We start from the raw sequence: 15,053 nt of genomic DNA on the forward strand, positions 1-15,053 counted from the left end.
GTATTTATCCGAAAAGTTTATTAGTCCAAACATAGGCATCCTCAACGGGAACTGCTATCCATAATAATTTCTTTGGGCGTGTACAAGCAACATATACAATTCTCATCTGTTCTTGTCCTTCTGGCGTTAAGGTATTGTATTCTTGAGGTAAAAGAGTTGCATAATTAAATACATCTTTTTTCGTAAGAAAAACCAGCAGCCCTTCTACTGTCATACCCTTGACAGAATGAATTGTTCTCAAATATTTTGGAGTATCGGTAGTAGCAATATTTTCTTCATGAAAGATATTTGATATATTACTATTTCCTCTATTTCTATTTATACAGAGATTTAGTCCATTATTTCTCGCTTGAGTAATCCAATGGTTTAATGTACAATTTGTATCAGGCAATTGACGTATAAATTGGAATATTGTATTTCGATAATACCTAAAGCCTAAATCTTTAATTTTATTTCTAATGAATTCAACAGAAATATAGGTTTCTCTTTCTTGCATTTTATGATAGCCTCGTTCAATTAAAGCGAATCCTTTTCTGTATGCACCTTTATTTATGAGATATTTTCCTTGAACCAAATCTCTGACATAATAATAACCGTGAACCCACGGTTTTTCATTTTGCTCAGTTCTATATTCAGTCATTAATCCAAAATGTGTTTCGCCAAATTTTCGTCCCCGATATACGATTGTATAATGATCTTCGCGAATACCTAGTCTCTGGCATTCATTTATAAAATCATTTTTAATTTGATTTATAGACTCAGATTGGCTTGAATGGCCAATTATTGAAGGTATGGCTGGATAATCAGCATCTTCTTCGGATACAGATACCATATTGTTATTGAAGAACCGATTATTTACATGGCAAATATTACTTGAGCTTCGCCTGTTTTCTGTAAGTTCCAAAGATGTCCAAGTGGGGTTATTATATTTTGCCATGAATAGTGCTGGTTCTGCGGTATTCCATTCGAATATGGCCTGATCGGGATCTCCCACCAAAAGTATTGAATTGATGTTGACTCTGTCTAATATATCAATGATTGCCATTTGAATGGCAGTCGTATCTTGAGCTTCATCGATAATAAGTATCGGAAATCTTTGTGCTAGGTTTCTCGCTATTGCGGGATATTTTATTAGAATTTTATATGCTATATAGTTTGCATCTGCCTGATTAGCTTTACCCGATCTAAAATGAGTTTCTTTCATTTTAATAAGATCTGATATTGCTTTTTTTAGATTCCCATCTTTTTTATATGGGTTATCCCAATCTGTTTTCCCAAAATTGAATACTTGATAAGGCTCTAGTCGAAGAAGAGTATCATTTAATCCGAAAGAAACTTTGTCAAAAAAATAATTAGGGTCGATTATTTTAGTTCTATCATAATTTCTTATTGTTGCATCATAACTGAACCACGGATAATATTCTGTACCAACAATCTCCGGCCTTTTATTACACCTCATAAATAAATGACCATATGGAAGAAAAATATAGTTATTGATAAAACTATCTATAGTTCCGATAAAATGAGGATAGGCGAAACTTGAAACTCCGAATTTTTGTATTCCGCCCCTTATTTCATCGCATGCCGTATGGGTGAAAGAGATTGCTGCAACACCTTGATGTTTATTTAATTCATTATTGCTTAATAATCTTGCAAGTCGTGCCGTTACCGAAAATGTTTTACCACTTCCAGGGCAGGCTTTAACTACGATCCTCCTATCGGGACAATCTACTATTGTTCTTTGAGCTATGGATAAACGTTCAAACATATTTTTATTCTGCTGGTGCAACTTCTTGTATTGGAACCACAAATTCCAAGGCCGTTTTTATATATTGAGGCACATCAAAATCTTCTTCCCTCATCAACCTGTCATTCAGTTGTAGGGCAAATTCAGCTTTATCTTTATTTTGCTTCAACTTTTCCATCAACGTATCCACTGTAAAATTCCCAATTAAATCTTGAGTTTGAGGGTGCATGTTTCTATATACTTCACGCATTATAGTTTTGTTTGCCTCAGATGTTTCAAATAGGTCGTGTTCAAAAGTATTCGTTGCTAATGTAACTTCTAAATGATTCCTCCTTAGTCCTTGAGCTATAGTAGCTCTATCTGATATTGCTTGGTCTACCGTCGGATCACTGTCAGTAATGATAGCACATTTCGAAAAGAGTCGCTTCTTTTCATCATCATGATTATACAGTTTTGCAAAATGTTCAAATGCAACGCCGCCAATATTTACAATTTCAATTCCGTTTTTTTCTAAATCAATTTTACGAGGATTTATAAATTTGCGTGATAATGTGGGTAATAAAATTGCTTCGGCAATACCTTCAACTAATATCGCTCCACTAGCAAAGAACATTTGAGACTTGGTGGTATCCAAAAATTTTCTCAAATACTTCCTATTACTATTTGCATAATCTACTTCGGTTAGAATGTTAAAACAGAACGCCTTGACAGAATGACCTTGTCTCTGTAAAACTTTCACATTGTTGATGTCAGATTTTGCTGTAATTGTAGGTGAATGCGATGTGATGAATATTTGCAATCCTCTATTTATAAGAGTACTTAAATACTCAAAAAACGTATTTTGATATTGAGGATGAAGGTGAGCTTCTGGTTCTTCCAGAAGTAGGGCATTGTAAATTTCTAATTCAGGATCTTCACATCTATTCATGAGATCACCAAGCACAACAGAGGAAAAAATTAGATTGTTTTCACCTAATCCATTTTGAAATATTTCAAAATATTTTTGGAGACGAGGTTCTACTGGTTCTGTATATATTGGTCTTCTGATTTCTATTCCTCTTACAACGTCAGAAAATTTCCTACCAACATAATTCATCTCTATCTGTGGAAACTTCTCTAGAATACCTGTTCCCTCAAGATGGTCGTTTACTTTACTTTTCCCTTCACACAATATATGTCTCCAGTCATGTTCATCACTTTCGAAGACGCTGTAAAGCCTTTCTGCTAAACTCTTCTTTATTTCTTCACTTAATTTTATGGTATCTTCACCTCTTCTATATTTTGTCAATTTATTAAATAACTGTGCTGTTTTGTTATCGTACGAATATGGCTTCAATCCACTTATTGCATCACGAAGAGGCCCTAAATAAGTATAAAATATCTCTTGTAATGCTTCATAAGGAATTTGCTGTCCTTCATTGTCACCACCCCATACGCTTCTTTTGAAAAATCTTTTTCTCCCATTCTGTTCTAATGCGTATTTAAGGTGAAATTGGATAGTTTGCAGTTCGGGGTGTTCTTGATCTTGTGAAATGAAGTCATTAAAGCAATGTTTCTCAATTTCTGACTCTATCTCAAAAATAAGGTCAAATTGTATTTCTGTATTGTATTCGTTAGGATCAGACGGGTTGAGATGCAGATCGGATTCTTGGATATAGATGTTTGTATCAGGCTTTCCATAACCAAGACATATCCTCAAGGCATCGATGATAGTTGTTTTGCCGGAATTATTTTCTCCAATTATGATGTTAACACCTTTATTTAGGAATAAAGATATTCGATCAAATACTCTGAAATTTTTTATGTCAAATTGCTTTATATACATGCTGTTTAATATCAAATTTGAAAATGAGATCTTATTAGAAAATATCTGTCAGGATAATCTTCAAAAATTTTTCATAAGGAATCTGCCCATATCAACCAGTAACTTCTTATCAGGATGAAATTTCTCGGCTCTTCTATTCTTGATTTAACCTGTTTCAAATAAGGCTTATACATGCTAAATGAAATTACTAAATATAAAAAGTAAATTTACTAAATATTTTTAGATTACCAAAATAAACTGACTTTTTATCAGATTCTTTTCTACTGGCTCTCCCACTTTAAGAGTATATAACTGGCTACTACAACCATTGTAATTTTACTGATAGCATGAAACTGCCGTTTGATTAATGTCATACAAGGCCTATTTTCGGGTGACGAGACATTGCCTACCGTTAAATATACAAGCTATTTACAAGGCTTAAAAACACCCTATCAGGTAACGGACAATATCATTTCTTAGTTTTCAGATTAAATCATCATCTTATTCCTTTCTTCTTTATCTTTTTGAGTTTCTTTGCTTGTAATTTTTCCGCCTGTGTTGCATCATAATTATTAGTATCTCTTAATGAGAAAATTGATAATAAAGAATCTGCGGTTTTGCTATTTACCTGATTAAAAAATTGTTCACTGTTTTGTTTGCTATCAATATTGCATGAAATATTATTTTTTATTTCACTGGACTGGAATATTTCATTTTTCTTTTCGTCAATAAATTGTTGCTCATGGATAGTAAGCTGTTCATATATAGAACCGTTCTTCATCGTACTGTGATAGTCAAATGATTCTGTTGGTTGGCGATTGTAATTAAACAGTTTATCAAAGCCTTGTTCTACTTGTTGGAATAGGTTTACTCGCTCAAAGCTACCTTTGATTACTCCGTTCGTGGTATTTTTGTGGTTAGTTAGCGGTGAAAGTTTCTTTTTATTGGCTTGGTCTTTCCGGCTCACTATCAAATGACAGTGCATATTCAGTTTGTTATCTGAATGACTACGGTCAAAATGAATCTTCCCGTAAAACTTTATATCCGAAGAAGATAGCTTTTTATTAAAGTTTTTGGCATATTCGGGAATAAACACTTCACGAATATAGCGTTTCATTGCTTCGGCTTGTTCCTGTTCTGTATTACCCATCGCTTGAAGTTCCTTTTCCGATGGGCTGACATGGATAGCATAAAATTTAGCATCCGTTTTCAGAAGTTGCCCTATATTGGTATCTATGTCTTTTATAACCTTTGATTTATAGATATTATCCTCTGCAAGATTGAAAAAGCCTTCGGTATAGATACCCTTTTCCATCCGTTCTAAGTCTTCGTGCTCCATGTAATTAGCTAGCTGTCGGCAGCTTCCAGAATTATTATATGTTCCGTTAGATGGTGGAGCAAAGTCTATGTGCATTATCCTATGTGTTTATAAGATTACTGATTTCGGTTTTCAGATTCTCTTTCCTTTTACTATCCATCACACCGCAAGCAGATAGTTCTGAGTAAAGTTGTATCAGGTGAAGTAACTTTTTATAATCACGTTGGTGTATGTGATAGAGTGTATTAATCTGTTTGGATTGATTATTTATCACATCGGCATGATTGCCAAACTGTTCACTTAACTTTTTAAGTACGGCTGTTTGTCTCTCCTGACTGGCTTCCAATTGTGAGAGAATAAGTGTTTCCAAAGTTTTGCCGATAGAGTCGAAACGCAAAGCAATAGAATTTGTTGCCCGTATCATGGGATTCAGCTGTTCTTCCTCATAATGACGGATGAAACGGATAATATCATCCTGCCTCTTATTTACTTTCGCCAGTTCCGATTTTACGGATTCAGGTGCTTCGGATGGGTTGATATGTGCCTTATCGATATACCTGAACGCCAACTTTACAACTTCGCTCTTTTTCAGTGAATAGCGTTTGCATATCTTCTCGACCAAAGCTGCCGTTTCCTTGTCTATGGAAATGGTAGTGAATATCGTTTTTCGACTGCTATTTGGCATGGTAATTACTTTTTTATAGAAATATGAATAGATAAATATCTGATAATAAGCATTACAAAGAAAATGCTTATTACAGGTGTCATTACAGCGTGTTCTTGGAACACACTAAAGCCGAAGGCTTTGCCCCGCAGGGCAAGAGGGAAGAGCAGGACTTGTCCAGTTCCCTCTTGCTCGATTTAGTGAAACGGGCTGAACCGATAGGTGAAGCGGTTTCTGCTAAATCGGGGTGTTAACACAAAGTGATAGCTTAAACACAAGCTTCTCTTCTCTGCTGCATTTTGCTGTCAGGGTTTGTTTTCTAATTGATTGGCTTTTTCAAACTGTTTATAAGTTTGATAATCGGCTCGCTCACGAACAAAAGCTCTAATATCGCTAGCCCGATAGTAAGTTTTATGCCCAATAGTAAAGTAGGGGAGCTTACCTTTTAGTCGATAGCGTTGTAAAGTTTTGAAAGACACTTTTAATAGAAACGCTAAATCCTGATTATCAAGTAATCTTTTATTTTCATCTAATACCTGACTTGTATTGATAAGGGATTTTAAGTCTTGCCCTATTTCGTTGAGCTTCTTGGATAGTTTTTCCATCCATTTATCGAAGTTTTCGTTGTCTATATACTTTTCATCAAAGGGCTTTCTCCATTACTAAGAGTTTTGTACTTGTAATACATTACTTTAATAGTTTCACTCATACGAATTTCGGTTTAACTTGAGACTAAAACCGTAGTGTTCTAAACGAAAAGAGGTTGTGCCAGCATTTTGACAACCTCCTGAAAAACTATACATTATCCTCAATAAATTGCGGATCGTGAATAATGCCATTTTTATAAATAATATCCTTTAACCATTCTAAACAAGGAACTTTAGTATTTACATCTTTGATCGTTTGAGCAAAATTATAAGCGGTTAATGGTTTGCCATCATCTGATTTTACTGTTATTCCGTGTGCCTCTTCAAAATTATGAATATGTACATACCGTTTCGATAAATTATTGCTTGCTTGTACATTTTCCCATATCTTGGTATTAATTGTCCACGCAGCTTTTTTTTCTTTATCATCAGAATCGTGTATAATATAATGTTCTATATGAAAAGCTGTGAGAATTTCCTGAAAAAAAGGTATGTTCATTTTTGAACCAGTATTAAGAACGAATATTTCCTCGTCAGGAAAAAAACGAGTCAATAGATCTCGGTATACTATCGTTTCAGTATCTCCTTCAACTAATAAAACTTTGTCTGCATAAAATGCTTCGCAGATGTGAGGATTAAATCTGTTTACCATTTGCACCCATTTCTTTGCTTCTTCATTTCTTCCAAATAGCGTTTCCCCAACTTGATATGTTTGTGTTTCTTCATCTGTGTTTTTGATCACCCTAATAAGCGACGAATGTGGTTGTGAAATGTCTATCATTAGTGGAGAATGAGTAGCACAAAGAATTTGATATGGGCTATTTTTTGATAACTCATATAGACTTTTTCGTAATTTAAATGCAATTTTAGGGTGTAAAAAAAGTTCTGGTTCTTCAAATAAGATAATGTATTGTTTCTTATTTCCTTCGTTTTCTCTTTTTAAAAATGTGAGAAAATTGAATAGAGCTTGTCGTATGACCCCATGTCCATTTTGAAGAAAGGTTTCTTTTCTTTCTGTTCCAGCTCTTTCTACTGAAATAGAATGGTTTTTCTTGAACGCATCTTCGAGTTTTATATTTTCTTCTTTTGAAGGTTGAATTTTTAGAGTAAGTTCCGCAAAAACTTCTTGAAAATGTCTATTGAGTTCTAAATTTAATTTTTCGACTGCTTCAGAACCAGTAATACGCTCCTGCAATTTTCTTACTCCATCTATTAAATTTTTAAACTCTTCTGGATATTCTGACCTTACTTTTTTGATAAAATCATCTTGAATGAGTTTATTAACTTTTTCTTCCAACGATGCTTGATCTTCCATTGCGTTGATAGCAATTGGAGTTGGGGTATATTTAGTCAATTTTGTGTGTAGTCCACCAAATCCATTTTCAATCCAACTTGCATCATGTGGAGAATATGTTTCTTTTGCAAATGTACTATCAGGTTTACTCCATGTTTTTCTAATCTTTACAAAGCCATTTTCGTCAACCCATTTCTCAATCCAATTAGGTTCTTTCTTCTCTTTGAGGTCAGGATCATCAGAATCTTCTTCATCCAATTCAAATATACCTTCAATAACTATTGGGGTTGAATAATCATAGTTATTAAAATCATCAGTCTTTGCTATTTGTTTCGGGTCAATAAAGAATTCATATGCTCTTAGAAAAGATGATTTTCCAATATTGTTTTGTCCAATTAAGAATATAATATTAGAATTCGTGAAGTCTATAACATTACTTCCTTTCAAACCTCTAAAGTTTGATATGATTAGTTTTATTAGTTTCATGTTTTATTTATACAATTTTGTTAAGTTCTTCTTCAACTTCCTCAATTGTTGGCAATTTACTTCTCAGATTATCAGGAAGTAGCTCCTTTACGTTAAACTCGCTAACCCCAATTGGAGAGGATATATTTTGCAATGCATATTCTACTTCAATCCTATCCTTATCTCGACAGAGTAGCATTCCTATGGTCGGATTATCATATTCTCCTCTTAGTGTGTTGTTGATAAGGTTTTGATAGAAGTTTAGCTGTCCCAAGTGTTCAGGTTTAAAGTTCCCATTTTTAAGCTCTATAACTACGTAAGCTCTCAAAGGAATATGATAGAATAAGAGGTCGCAGAAATACTCCTTGTTATTCAAGTTCAAACAATATTGCTCCCCTACAAATGCAAACCCTTTACCTAATTCGAGAAGAAACTGGGTGATGTGAGTTACAAGTTGTTTTTCTATATCCCGTTCTCGTGCTTTTTGAGATACAGACACAAAATCAAACCAATATGGGTCTTTTACTACTTCCTGTGCCATATCCGCTGTTAGGGCTGGTAAGGTCTGCGAGAAGTTTGTTTGTCCTTGTCCGTAATGTTCGTAGAGTTGTTGCTTGAACTGATTTTCTAAAATGCTTCTGCTCCAACTGTTAGATAGAGTTTGATGTGCATAAAACAATGCTTCTTCTATATTTTGAGCTTTGCTAATTATCACCTTTTGATGTCCCCAAGGAATATCAAAGATAATCTTATAATTATCAGCTATTTGTAATTGTCCCTCAACTTGGGGGACAATTGAGTTATTGGGTGAAATATGCATCTGTCCTGCATAAAACTCATAGAAATTCTTACTGTAGTATAGGTTCTGACGGGAAAAACCCTGCATATCAGGAAACTCATTGCGCAAGTCTACTGAAAGCTTGTTTATTACCTTATCACCCCAATTTTGTTCTTTCAGTTTTAGAGAGATCATTTGTCCTAACCGCCAATAAAAGTGTATCAACTCTGTATTAGCTGTTTTTATCATTCGTATTTTAGTAGAACGAATTTGCTGCTTGATGGCTTTTAGCCACTCTATATATTCACTATCTATTGCACTAATAGGATTATCTTTCATGTACCTTTGTTTTTTGCAAAGGTAAACAATTTAATATAATGATAGTATGTTTTTGAAATACATTCTTTTAGCTTAGTACTGGTGAAAGTTCATAGAATACTCCTAAAGTATTTCTTTGAATCGAATAGTGTTATGCTAATACTTGGTTCCGAAAATCTGTACCTGCTAATATTGGACAAATTGTATCTATTTCCATTTGTCTTTTAACTCTTGGTTTAACTTGAGACTAAAACCGTAGTATTCTAAAACGAAAAAAAGCAGCTATCTGAATTAGATAACTGCTTGATTTTTCTAGTGATCCGCTTGGGGCTCGAACCCAAGACCCCAACATTAAAAGTGTTGTGCTCTACCTGCTGAGCTAGCGAATCAAACCTTTATTGCTGTTAAGCGGGTGCAAAGATAGGTACTTTTATTTAATTTGCAAGGAATATGAGGAAAAAAGTTTGCATTATTTTTCTTCTATACCCTCTATTGGTTGATCTTCAGTGGTTTCTGTCTTATAAATATTTTCTTGATTAATGATGTATCGCTGATAATAGGAGAGCATCAGAGTGGTAAGCGGCAAAGCTATAATCATACCCAGCATTCCCATTAACGATCCCCAAATGGATAGGGAGAGCAAAATAATAGCCGGATTCAGACCGGTAATCTTTCCCATGATACGGGGAACGAGATAGCCATCTTGTATGATTTGTACTATTATAAATACAGCAGCAGCCGAAGCTATGATGATCCAGAAATTATCACCGGTATCCGCAGCTTTCAGAATGGCAAGCATGATGGTGGGGACAAAGCCGATGATTTGTAGGTAAGGTACCATATTCAGTGCACCAATGAATAATCCCAAACCAATGGCCAGCGGGAAATCAATAATCAGAAAACCGATACTGAATAGAATGCCTACGCACAAAGCTACTAATGCCTGTCCGCGGAAATATCTGTTCATGCCGTCTTTTACATCATTCAATATGCCGGTTACTGTTTTCCGGTATTTCTTTGGCATCAGGTGTGCCCAGCCTTCGGAAATACTTTCGTAATCAAGCAGAATAAACACTATATATAATAGGATAAGGAAGACGGTGAAGAACCCGAATAAGAGGTTGATAGACTCCGATATAAGCGACCATAGTTTAGGAACGGTTACTTTAAGGGCATCCAATATATTCTCCTGGCTGAACATTTGCTCTAAGATGTGAAGGTCGATGTTCTGCCGGATAAATTCGGAGAGGGTAGTGGGGACATTGCTTGCTGTATGAGTGGTGCTGAAGTATTCTATCAATAAATCCTTTACCCGCAGGAATTCCTGAATCATGGGCGGCACAAGCAGATAGAACGCAACGCTTCCTATAACGCTAAGGGTAAGCAAGGCACAAAAGATAGATATTATTCTGTTTTTTAGCCGTAGCTTATGCTGGAAGAAGCTTACCAACGGATATATCAGATAAGCAATAAGCCAGGCAAGGAAGAACGGAAGCAATACGCCGCTCAATCGCTTCAGGAGCATTAATACCCCAATGATGATAGCACCGAGAATGACAGCACGGATAAAACTGTCGAATGTAATTTTCTTACGCTCCATAAGGCTTTTGCTTTTTATTTATAGTTTATCCACCGGTGGCAGTCCGGTCCCCCTTTATTGCCCGCAGATAACATTCCCGGCAGAGGGGTTCGTATTCAGCTGTTTCTCCCAGAAGGACTTGTTTGTCGTTCTTGACAGTGCGGTGTGAGAAGGAGGCTAATTGTCCGCACTTCACACAAATAGCGTGGACCTTGGATACTTCATCGGCAATGGCGCAAAGTCCCGGCATAGGACCGAAGGGAAGACCGCGGAAGTCCATATCCAGACCTGCTACAATAACACGTATGCCATTATTGGCAAGCTCATTACACACATCAATCAGACCATTATCAAAGAATTGCGCTTCGTCGATACCTACTACATCGATTTCTGAAGTGAACAGCAGGATACTTGCCGATGAATCAATCGGCGTAGAAGCAATGGAATGGCTGTCGTGAGATACGACCTCTTCTTCCGAATAGCGTGTATCGATGGCAGGCTTGAATATTTCTACGCGTTGTTTGGCGAATTTAGCGCGTTTCAGACGGCGGATCAGTTCTTCTGTCTTACCGGAGAACATTGAGCCGCATATAACTTCGATTCTTCCTCTACGATTGGTTTCCTGTATATGGTCTTCCGAGAATAATACCATTGTTCTAAAATGTTTATTTTAGCCGCAAAAATAACACTTTTAATGGCTTTCCGATATTTTTTCATTATTTATTTCTACATTTGCGGCATTAACATTTGTGATGCGAAAGGAAATGCAGACATTATTGGACGACATAGAACTGGATATTCAGGAACTGAAATATTTAATGCAAGTTCTTGCAACAGACGCCAACCCTACATTGAAGGTAGTAGCTAAACGGAATATACAGCAGATGCGTGCACGACTGGATGTTTTGCAGAAACTGCTGGACGAACCTCCCGTAGAGGAAGTTGCCATTCCTGAAGCTCCTGTCGTTCCAGTGGTTATTCCCGAACCGGCCGCTGCTCCTGAACCGGTTAAACCGACTCCTGTAGAACCGGTCGTTATTGAAATCACCAAGCCGGTAGAGGTCGTATCTCCCAAGCCTGAGTCCACGCCCAAACCCGAGTCTGAACCGTCCGCAATAATATCTTCTGCATCGCCTATTTTAGCAGAACGGATAAAACCGGCCACTGATCTGCGGCATGCTATCAGTCTGAATGACTCATTCCGTTTTGCCCGTGAGATTTTTGGCGGTGATACTGCCCGCATGAATGAAGTGATACGACAGTTGGGCGCTGCTCCTTCATTGGAAAAGGCATTGGAACTCTTTTCTTCTACCGTTAATCCTGATGAAGAGAATGAAACGGTGGTTGATTTTATAGAACTTCTTAAGAAATACTTCAGCTAAAGCAATTACGGATATGGGAAAACTTTATGTAGTGCCTACTCCGGTAGGAAATTTGGAAGATATGACATTCCGGGCTATTCGTATTCTGAAAGAGGCGGATTTGATTCTTGCCGAAGATACGCGCACTTCCGGAATCTTACTGAAGCATTTTGAAATAAAGAACGCAATGCAATCCCATCATAAGTTTAATGAACATAAAATGGTGGAAAGTGTTGTTAATAGAATAAAGGCAGGTGAAACTGTTGCATTAATATCGGACGCAGGCACACCGGGAATCTCTGATCCGGGCTTTCTGGTAGTGCGTGAGTGTGTTCGCAACGGTATTGAAGTACAATGTTTGCCGGGGGCTACAGCTCTTGTGCCGGCTTTGGTTGCTTCGGGCTTGCCAAATGAAAAATTCTGTTTCGAAGGTTTTCTTCCGCAGAAGAAAGGACGTATGACACGTCTGAAGATATTGGCAGAGGAACGCCGTACCATGGTGTTTTATGAGTCTCCCCACCGTCTGGTGAAAGCGCTGACTCAGTTTGCAGAGTATTTCGGTGCGGAACGTCAGGCATCTGTATCCCGGGAGATCTCGAAGATACACGAAGAAACGGTGCGTGGCACTCTGACTGAATTGATTGAGCATTTCACAGCCAATGACCCGCGTGGAGAAATAGTAATAGTAGTAGCAGGAATAGACGATTAAATAACTTCATTAACCAACGTAAAACAAAAGCGTATGAAAAAGTTAGCAGTTTTAATTGTATGTGCGGCCGTTATGGCATCGTGCGACGGCTTGTCAGGTGGAAGTAAAGACCAACTGAAAGCTGAAAATGATTCTCTTTTGATGGAACTTACTCAGCGTAATGCTGAACTGGATGAAATGATGGGTACTTTCAATGATATCTCTGAAGGCTTCCGCCAAATCAATGCCGCCGAAAGCCGCGTAGACTTGCAGCGTGGTGCGGTTTCAGAAGGTTCTTTATCAGCTAAACAGCAGATTGCCACTGATATTGAATTTATCCAGAAACAAATGCAGGAAAACAAAGAGCAGATCGCTAAACTGGAAGCTATGCTGAAAAGTAGCAAGAATAACTCTACCCAGTTGAAGAAAGCTGTAGAATCTCTGACCCAGGAATTGGTAGCTAAAACCCAGCGTATCGAGGAATTGCAGGCTGAACTTGCCTCCAAGAATATTCGTATTCAGGAATTGGATGCAGCTGTGACTGGCCTGTCAACTGACAAAGAAGTGCTTACTGCCGAAAATGAAGCAAAAGCTAAAACCGTAGCTGAGCAGGATAAGGCATTGAACACTGCTTGGTTTGTTTTCGGAACAAAGAAAGAACTGAAGGATCAGAATATTCTGACAAATACCGGTCTCTTCCAGAAAAAGCAAGTGCTTAAGGATAGTGATATCAATAAGGATTACTTTACTCAGGTTGATATTCGTACAACGAAAGAAATTAAGTTGTACTCCAAGAGTGCAGATGTCTTGACCACTCATCCGGCAGGTTCTTATGCTTTGGAGAAAGATGATAAAGATCAGCTCGTTCTGAAGATTACGAATCCGAAAGATTTCTGGAGCGTATCCAGATACCTGGTTATCCAAGTAAAATAACTTAATTGAATTATAAGAATGGCAGGGAAGGGTTATCCCTGCCATTTTCTTTTTATATGCAGTACAAGAATATTTTTTTCGACCTGGACGATACTCTCTGGGCCTTTTCTTTTAATGCCCGTGATACATTTGAGGAAATGTATCGCAAATATGAATATGATCGCTATTTTCGGTCTTTTGAACATTTCTATGAACTCTATGAGAAGCGTAATATCGAATTGTGGGCAGAATATGCAGATGGAAAAGTGACAAAGGAAGAATTGAATCGTCAACGTTTTCTCTATCCGCTGGAGGCAGTAGGAGAGGGGGATGCGGCTTTAGCGAAAGCTTTTTCTGATGACTTCTTTGCGGTTATTCCTACAAAAAGCAGATTGATGCCCCATGCGCAGGAAGTGCTGGAATATCTGGCACCTAAATATAATCTTTATATCCTCTCCAATGGATTTCAGGAACTGCAATGTCACAAAATGCGTTCTGCCGGGATTGACCATTACTTCAAGAAAGTAGTTTTATCAGATGATATTGGTGTCTTAAAGCCATGGCCCGAAATTTTCCATTTTGCCATGTCGGCTACCCAGTCTGAACTGCGTGAATCGTTGATGGTGGGTGACAGCTGGGAAAATGATATAACGGGTGCTCAGGGAGTAGGTATGCATCAAGTGTTCTATAATGTAACGGGACGTACCGAGTTTCCATTTAAGCCTACTTATCAGATTACAGATTTGAAAGAGTTGCTCCATTTGTTGTGACATTGAGGGATTAGTTGTAATTTTGTCAGCGTAAACACATAATTTGCAGCTATGGATACTATTTTACCTTTCGCTTTGCTTTGTTTCACTTCTTTCTTTACGTTGACAAATCCTCTCGGGACTATGCCCGTCTTTCTAACCATGACCCATGGAATGACGGATAAGGAGCGACAGTCTGTAGTGTCTCGTGCTACATTAGTGGCTTTCATCACGATTATGGTCTTTACCTTTGCAGGTCAGTTCCTGTTCAAGTTCTTTGGGATCTCTACAAACGGTTTTCGTATAGCAGGTGGTGTCATCATCTTTAAAATCGGTTTTGATATGTTGCAGGCACGTTATACACAAATGAAATTGAAAGATGAAGAGATTAAAACTTATGCCGATGACATCTCCGTCACCCCTTTAGGGATTCCGATGCTTTGCGGTCCCGGTGCCATAGCAAACGCCATTGTGTTGATGCAGGATGCCCATACTATCCAAATGAAAGGTGTACTGATTGGTATGATCGCCTTTATCTACTTGATTACATTTTTCATCTTGCGTGCCTCTACGCGACTGGTAAAAGTTTTAGGGGAAACGGGAAATAATGTGATGATGCGCCTGATGGGACTTATTCTGATGGTAATTGCTGTGGAGTGTTTTGTGAGTGGGGCAAAGCCGATATTGGTGGATATTTTGAAAGAAGGAAGTTTAACTATATAATAATAT

At 37.3% G+C, this 15,053-nt stretch carries 15 protein-coding genes and 1 tRNA gene; 6 read left to right on the forward strand and 10 right to left on the reverse strand.

Annotated features, from left to right (window positions below):
• Positions 1-4: 4 nt before the first annotated feature.
• The 4 genes from DWW10_RS05690 to DWW10_RS05705 all read right to left on the reverse strand — a co-directional run bounded on the left by DWW10_RS05690 (position 5) and on the right by DWW10_RS05705 (position 5,554).
• Positions 5-1,768, reverse strand: a complete 1,764-nt coding sequence (locus DWW10_RS05690; RefSeq protein ID WP_118421560.1) for a UvrD-helicase domain-containing protein — start codon at positions 1,766-1,768, stop codon at positions 5-7.
• Positions 1,769-1,772: 4 nt separating this feature from the next.
• Positions 1,773-3,572 (reverse strand): ATP-dependent nuclease, encoded by a 1,800-nt coding sequence (locus DWW10_RS05695; RefSeq protein ID WP_118421517.1) that lies wholly within the window; start codon positions 3,570-3,572, stop codon positions 1,773-1,775.
• A 475-nt stretch (positions 3,573-4,047) separates the two neighbouring features.
• Positions 4,048-4,965 carry a DUF5712 family protein gene (locus DWW10_RS05700; RefSeq protein ID WP_118421518.1) on the reverse strand — a complete coding sequence of 306 codons (918 nt, stop codon included), beginning with the start codon at positions 4,963-4,965 and terminating at the stop codon, positions 4,048-4,050.
• A gap of 4 nt (positions 4,966-4,969) precedes the next feature.
• Positions 4,970-5,554 (reverse strand): BfmA/BtgA family mobilization protein, encoded by a 585-nt coding sequence (locus tag DWW10_RS05705; protein ID WP_118421519.1) that lies wholly within the window; start codon positions 5,552-5,554, stop codon positions 4,970-4,972.
• Positions 5,555-5,649: 95 nt separating this feature from the next.
• Here DWW10_RS05705 and DWW10_RS25985 point away from each other — a divergent pair, with 95 nt between their 5' ends.
• Positions 5,650-5,787: a hypothetical protein gene (locus DWW10_RS25985; RefSeq protein WP_182021357.1), complete on the forward strand. Its 138-nt coding sequence runs from the start codon at positions 5,650-5,652 to the stop codon at positions 5,785-5,787.
• Positions 5,788-5,838: 51 nt separating this feature from the next.
• Here DWW10_RS25985 and DWW10_RS05715 read toward each other — a convergent pair whose 3' ends face one another.
• The 6 genes from DWW10_RS05715 to DWW10_RS05740 form a co-directional block, all read right to left on the reverse strand.
• Entirely contained in the window at positions 5,839-6,138 is a 300-nt protein-coding gene (locus DWW10_RS05715; protein ID WP_118421520.1) for a helix-turn-helix domain-containing protein, read from the reverse strand.
• 190 nt (positions 6,139-6,328) lie between these two features.
• Positions 6,329-7,960 (reverse strand): ATP-dependent nuclease, encoded by a 1,632-nt coding sequence (locus tag DWW10_RS05720; protein ID WP_118421521.1) that lies wholly within the window; start codon positions 7,958-7,960, stop codon positions 6,329-6,331.
• A 7-nt stretch (positions 7,961-7,967) separates the two neighbouring features.
• A complete protein-coding gene (locus tag DWW10_RS05725) occupies positions 7,968-9,056 on the reverse strand; it encodes a PDDEXK nuclease domain-containing protein (protein WP_118421522.1) in 1,089 nt (362 codons plus the stop codon).
• Between the two features lie 295 nt (positions 9,057-9,351).
• Positions 9,352-9,424, reverse strand: a tRNA-Lys gene (locus DWW10_RS05730).
• 80 nt (positions 9,425-9,504) lie between these two features.
• Complete coding sequence (locus DWW10_RS05735; RefSeq protein WP_022391910.1) at positions 9,505-10,635, reverse strand: AI-2E family transporter; 1,131 nt, start codon at positions 10,633-10,635, stop codon at positions 9,505-9,507.
• 25 nt (positions 10,636-10,660) lie between these two features.
• On the reverse strand, positions 10,661-11,266 hold the full coding sequence (locus tag DWW10_RS05740) for a thymidine kinase (protein ID WP_022391911.1): 606 nt from the start codon (positions 11,264-11,266) through the stop codon (positions 10,661-10,663).
• Between the two features lie 100 nt (positions 11,267-11,366).
• On the opposite strand from DWW10_RS05740, the gene DWW10_RS05745 reads away from it, so the two are divergent.
• From DWW10_RS05745 to DWW10_RS05765, 5 genes are read left to right on the forward strand one after another with little or no spacing between them, the layout of a single operon-like run.
• A complete protein-coding gene (locus DWW10_RS05745) occupies positions 11,367-11,996 on the forward strand; it encodes a hypothetical protein (protein ID WP_022391912.1) in 630 nt (209 codons plus the stop codon).
• 13 nt (positions 11,997-12,009) lie between these two features.
• On the forward strand, positions 12,010-12,684 hold the full coding sequence (gene rsmI / locus DWW10_RS05750; RefSeq protein WP_022391913.1) for a 16S rRNA (cytidine(1402)-2'-O)-methyltransferase: 675 nt from the start codon (positions 12,010-12,012) through the stop codon (positions 12,682-12,684).
• A gap of 33 nt (positions 12,685-12,717) precedes the next feature.
• Positions 12,718-13,596 carry a Cbp1 family collagen-binding glycoprotein adhesin gene (locus DWW10_RS05755; protein ID WP_007219746.1) on the forward strand — a complete coding sequence of 293 codons (879 nt, stop codon included), beginning with the start codon at positions 12,718-12,720 and terminating at the stop codon, positions 13,594-13,596.
• Between the two features lie 56 nt (positions 13,597-13,652).
• On the forward strand, positions 13,653-14,345 hold the full coding sequence (locus DWW10_RS05760) for a YjjG family noncanonical pyrimidine nucleotidase (protein WP_118421561.1): 693 nt from the start codon (positions 13,653-13,655) through the stop codon (positions 14,343-14,345).
• A 51-nt stretch (positions 14,346-14,396) separates the two neighbouring features.
• The gene (locus tag DWW10_RS05765; RefSeq protein ID WP_022391915.1) at positions 14,397-15,047 is read left to right on the forward strand and encodes a MarC family protein; all 651 of its coding nucleotides are present in this window, start codon (positions 14,397-14,399) and stop codon (positions 15,045-15,047) included.
• Positions 15,048-15,053: the final 6 nt, after the last annotated feature.

The organism is Bacteroides intestinalis, from assembly GCF_003464595.1.
Classification (GTDB): domain Bacteria; phylum Bacteroidota; class Bacteroidia; order Bacteroidales; family Bacteroidaceae; genus Bacteroides; species Bacteroides intestinalis_A.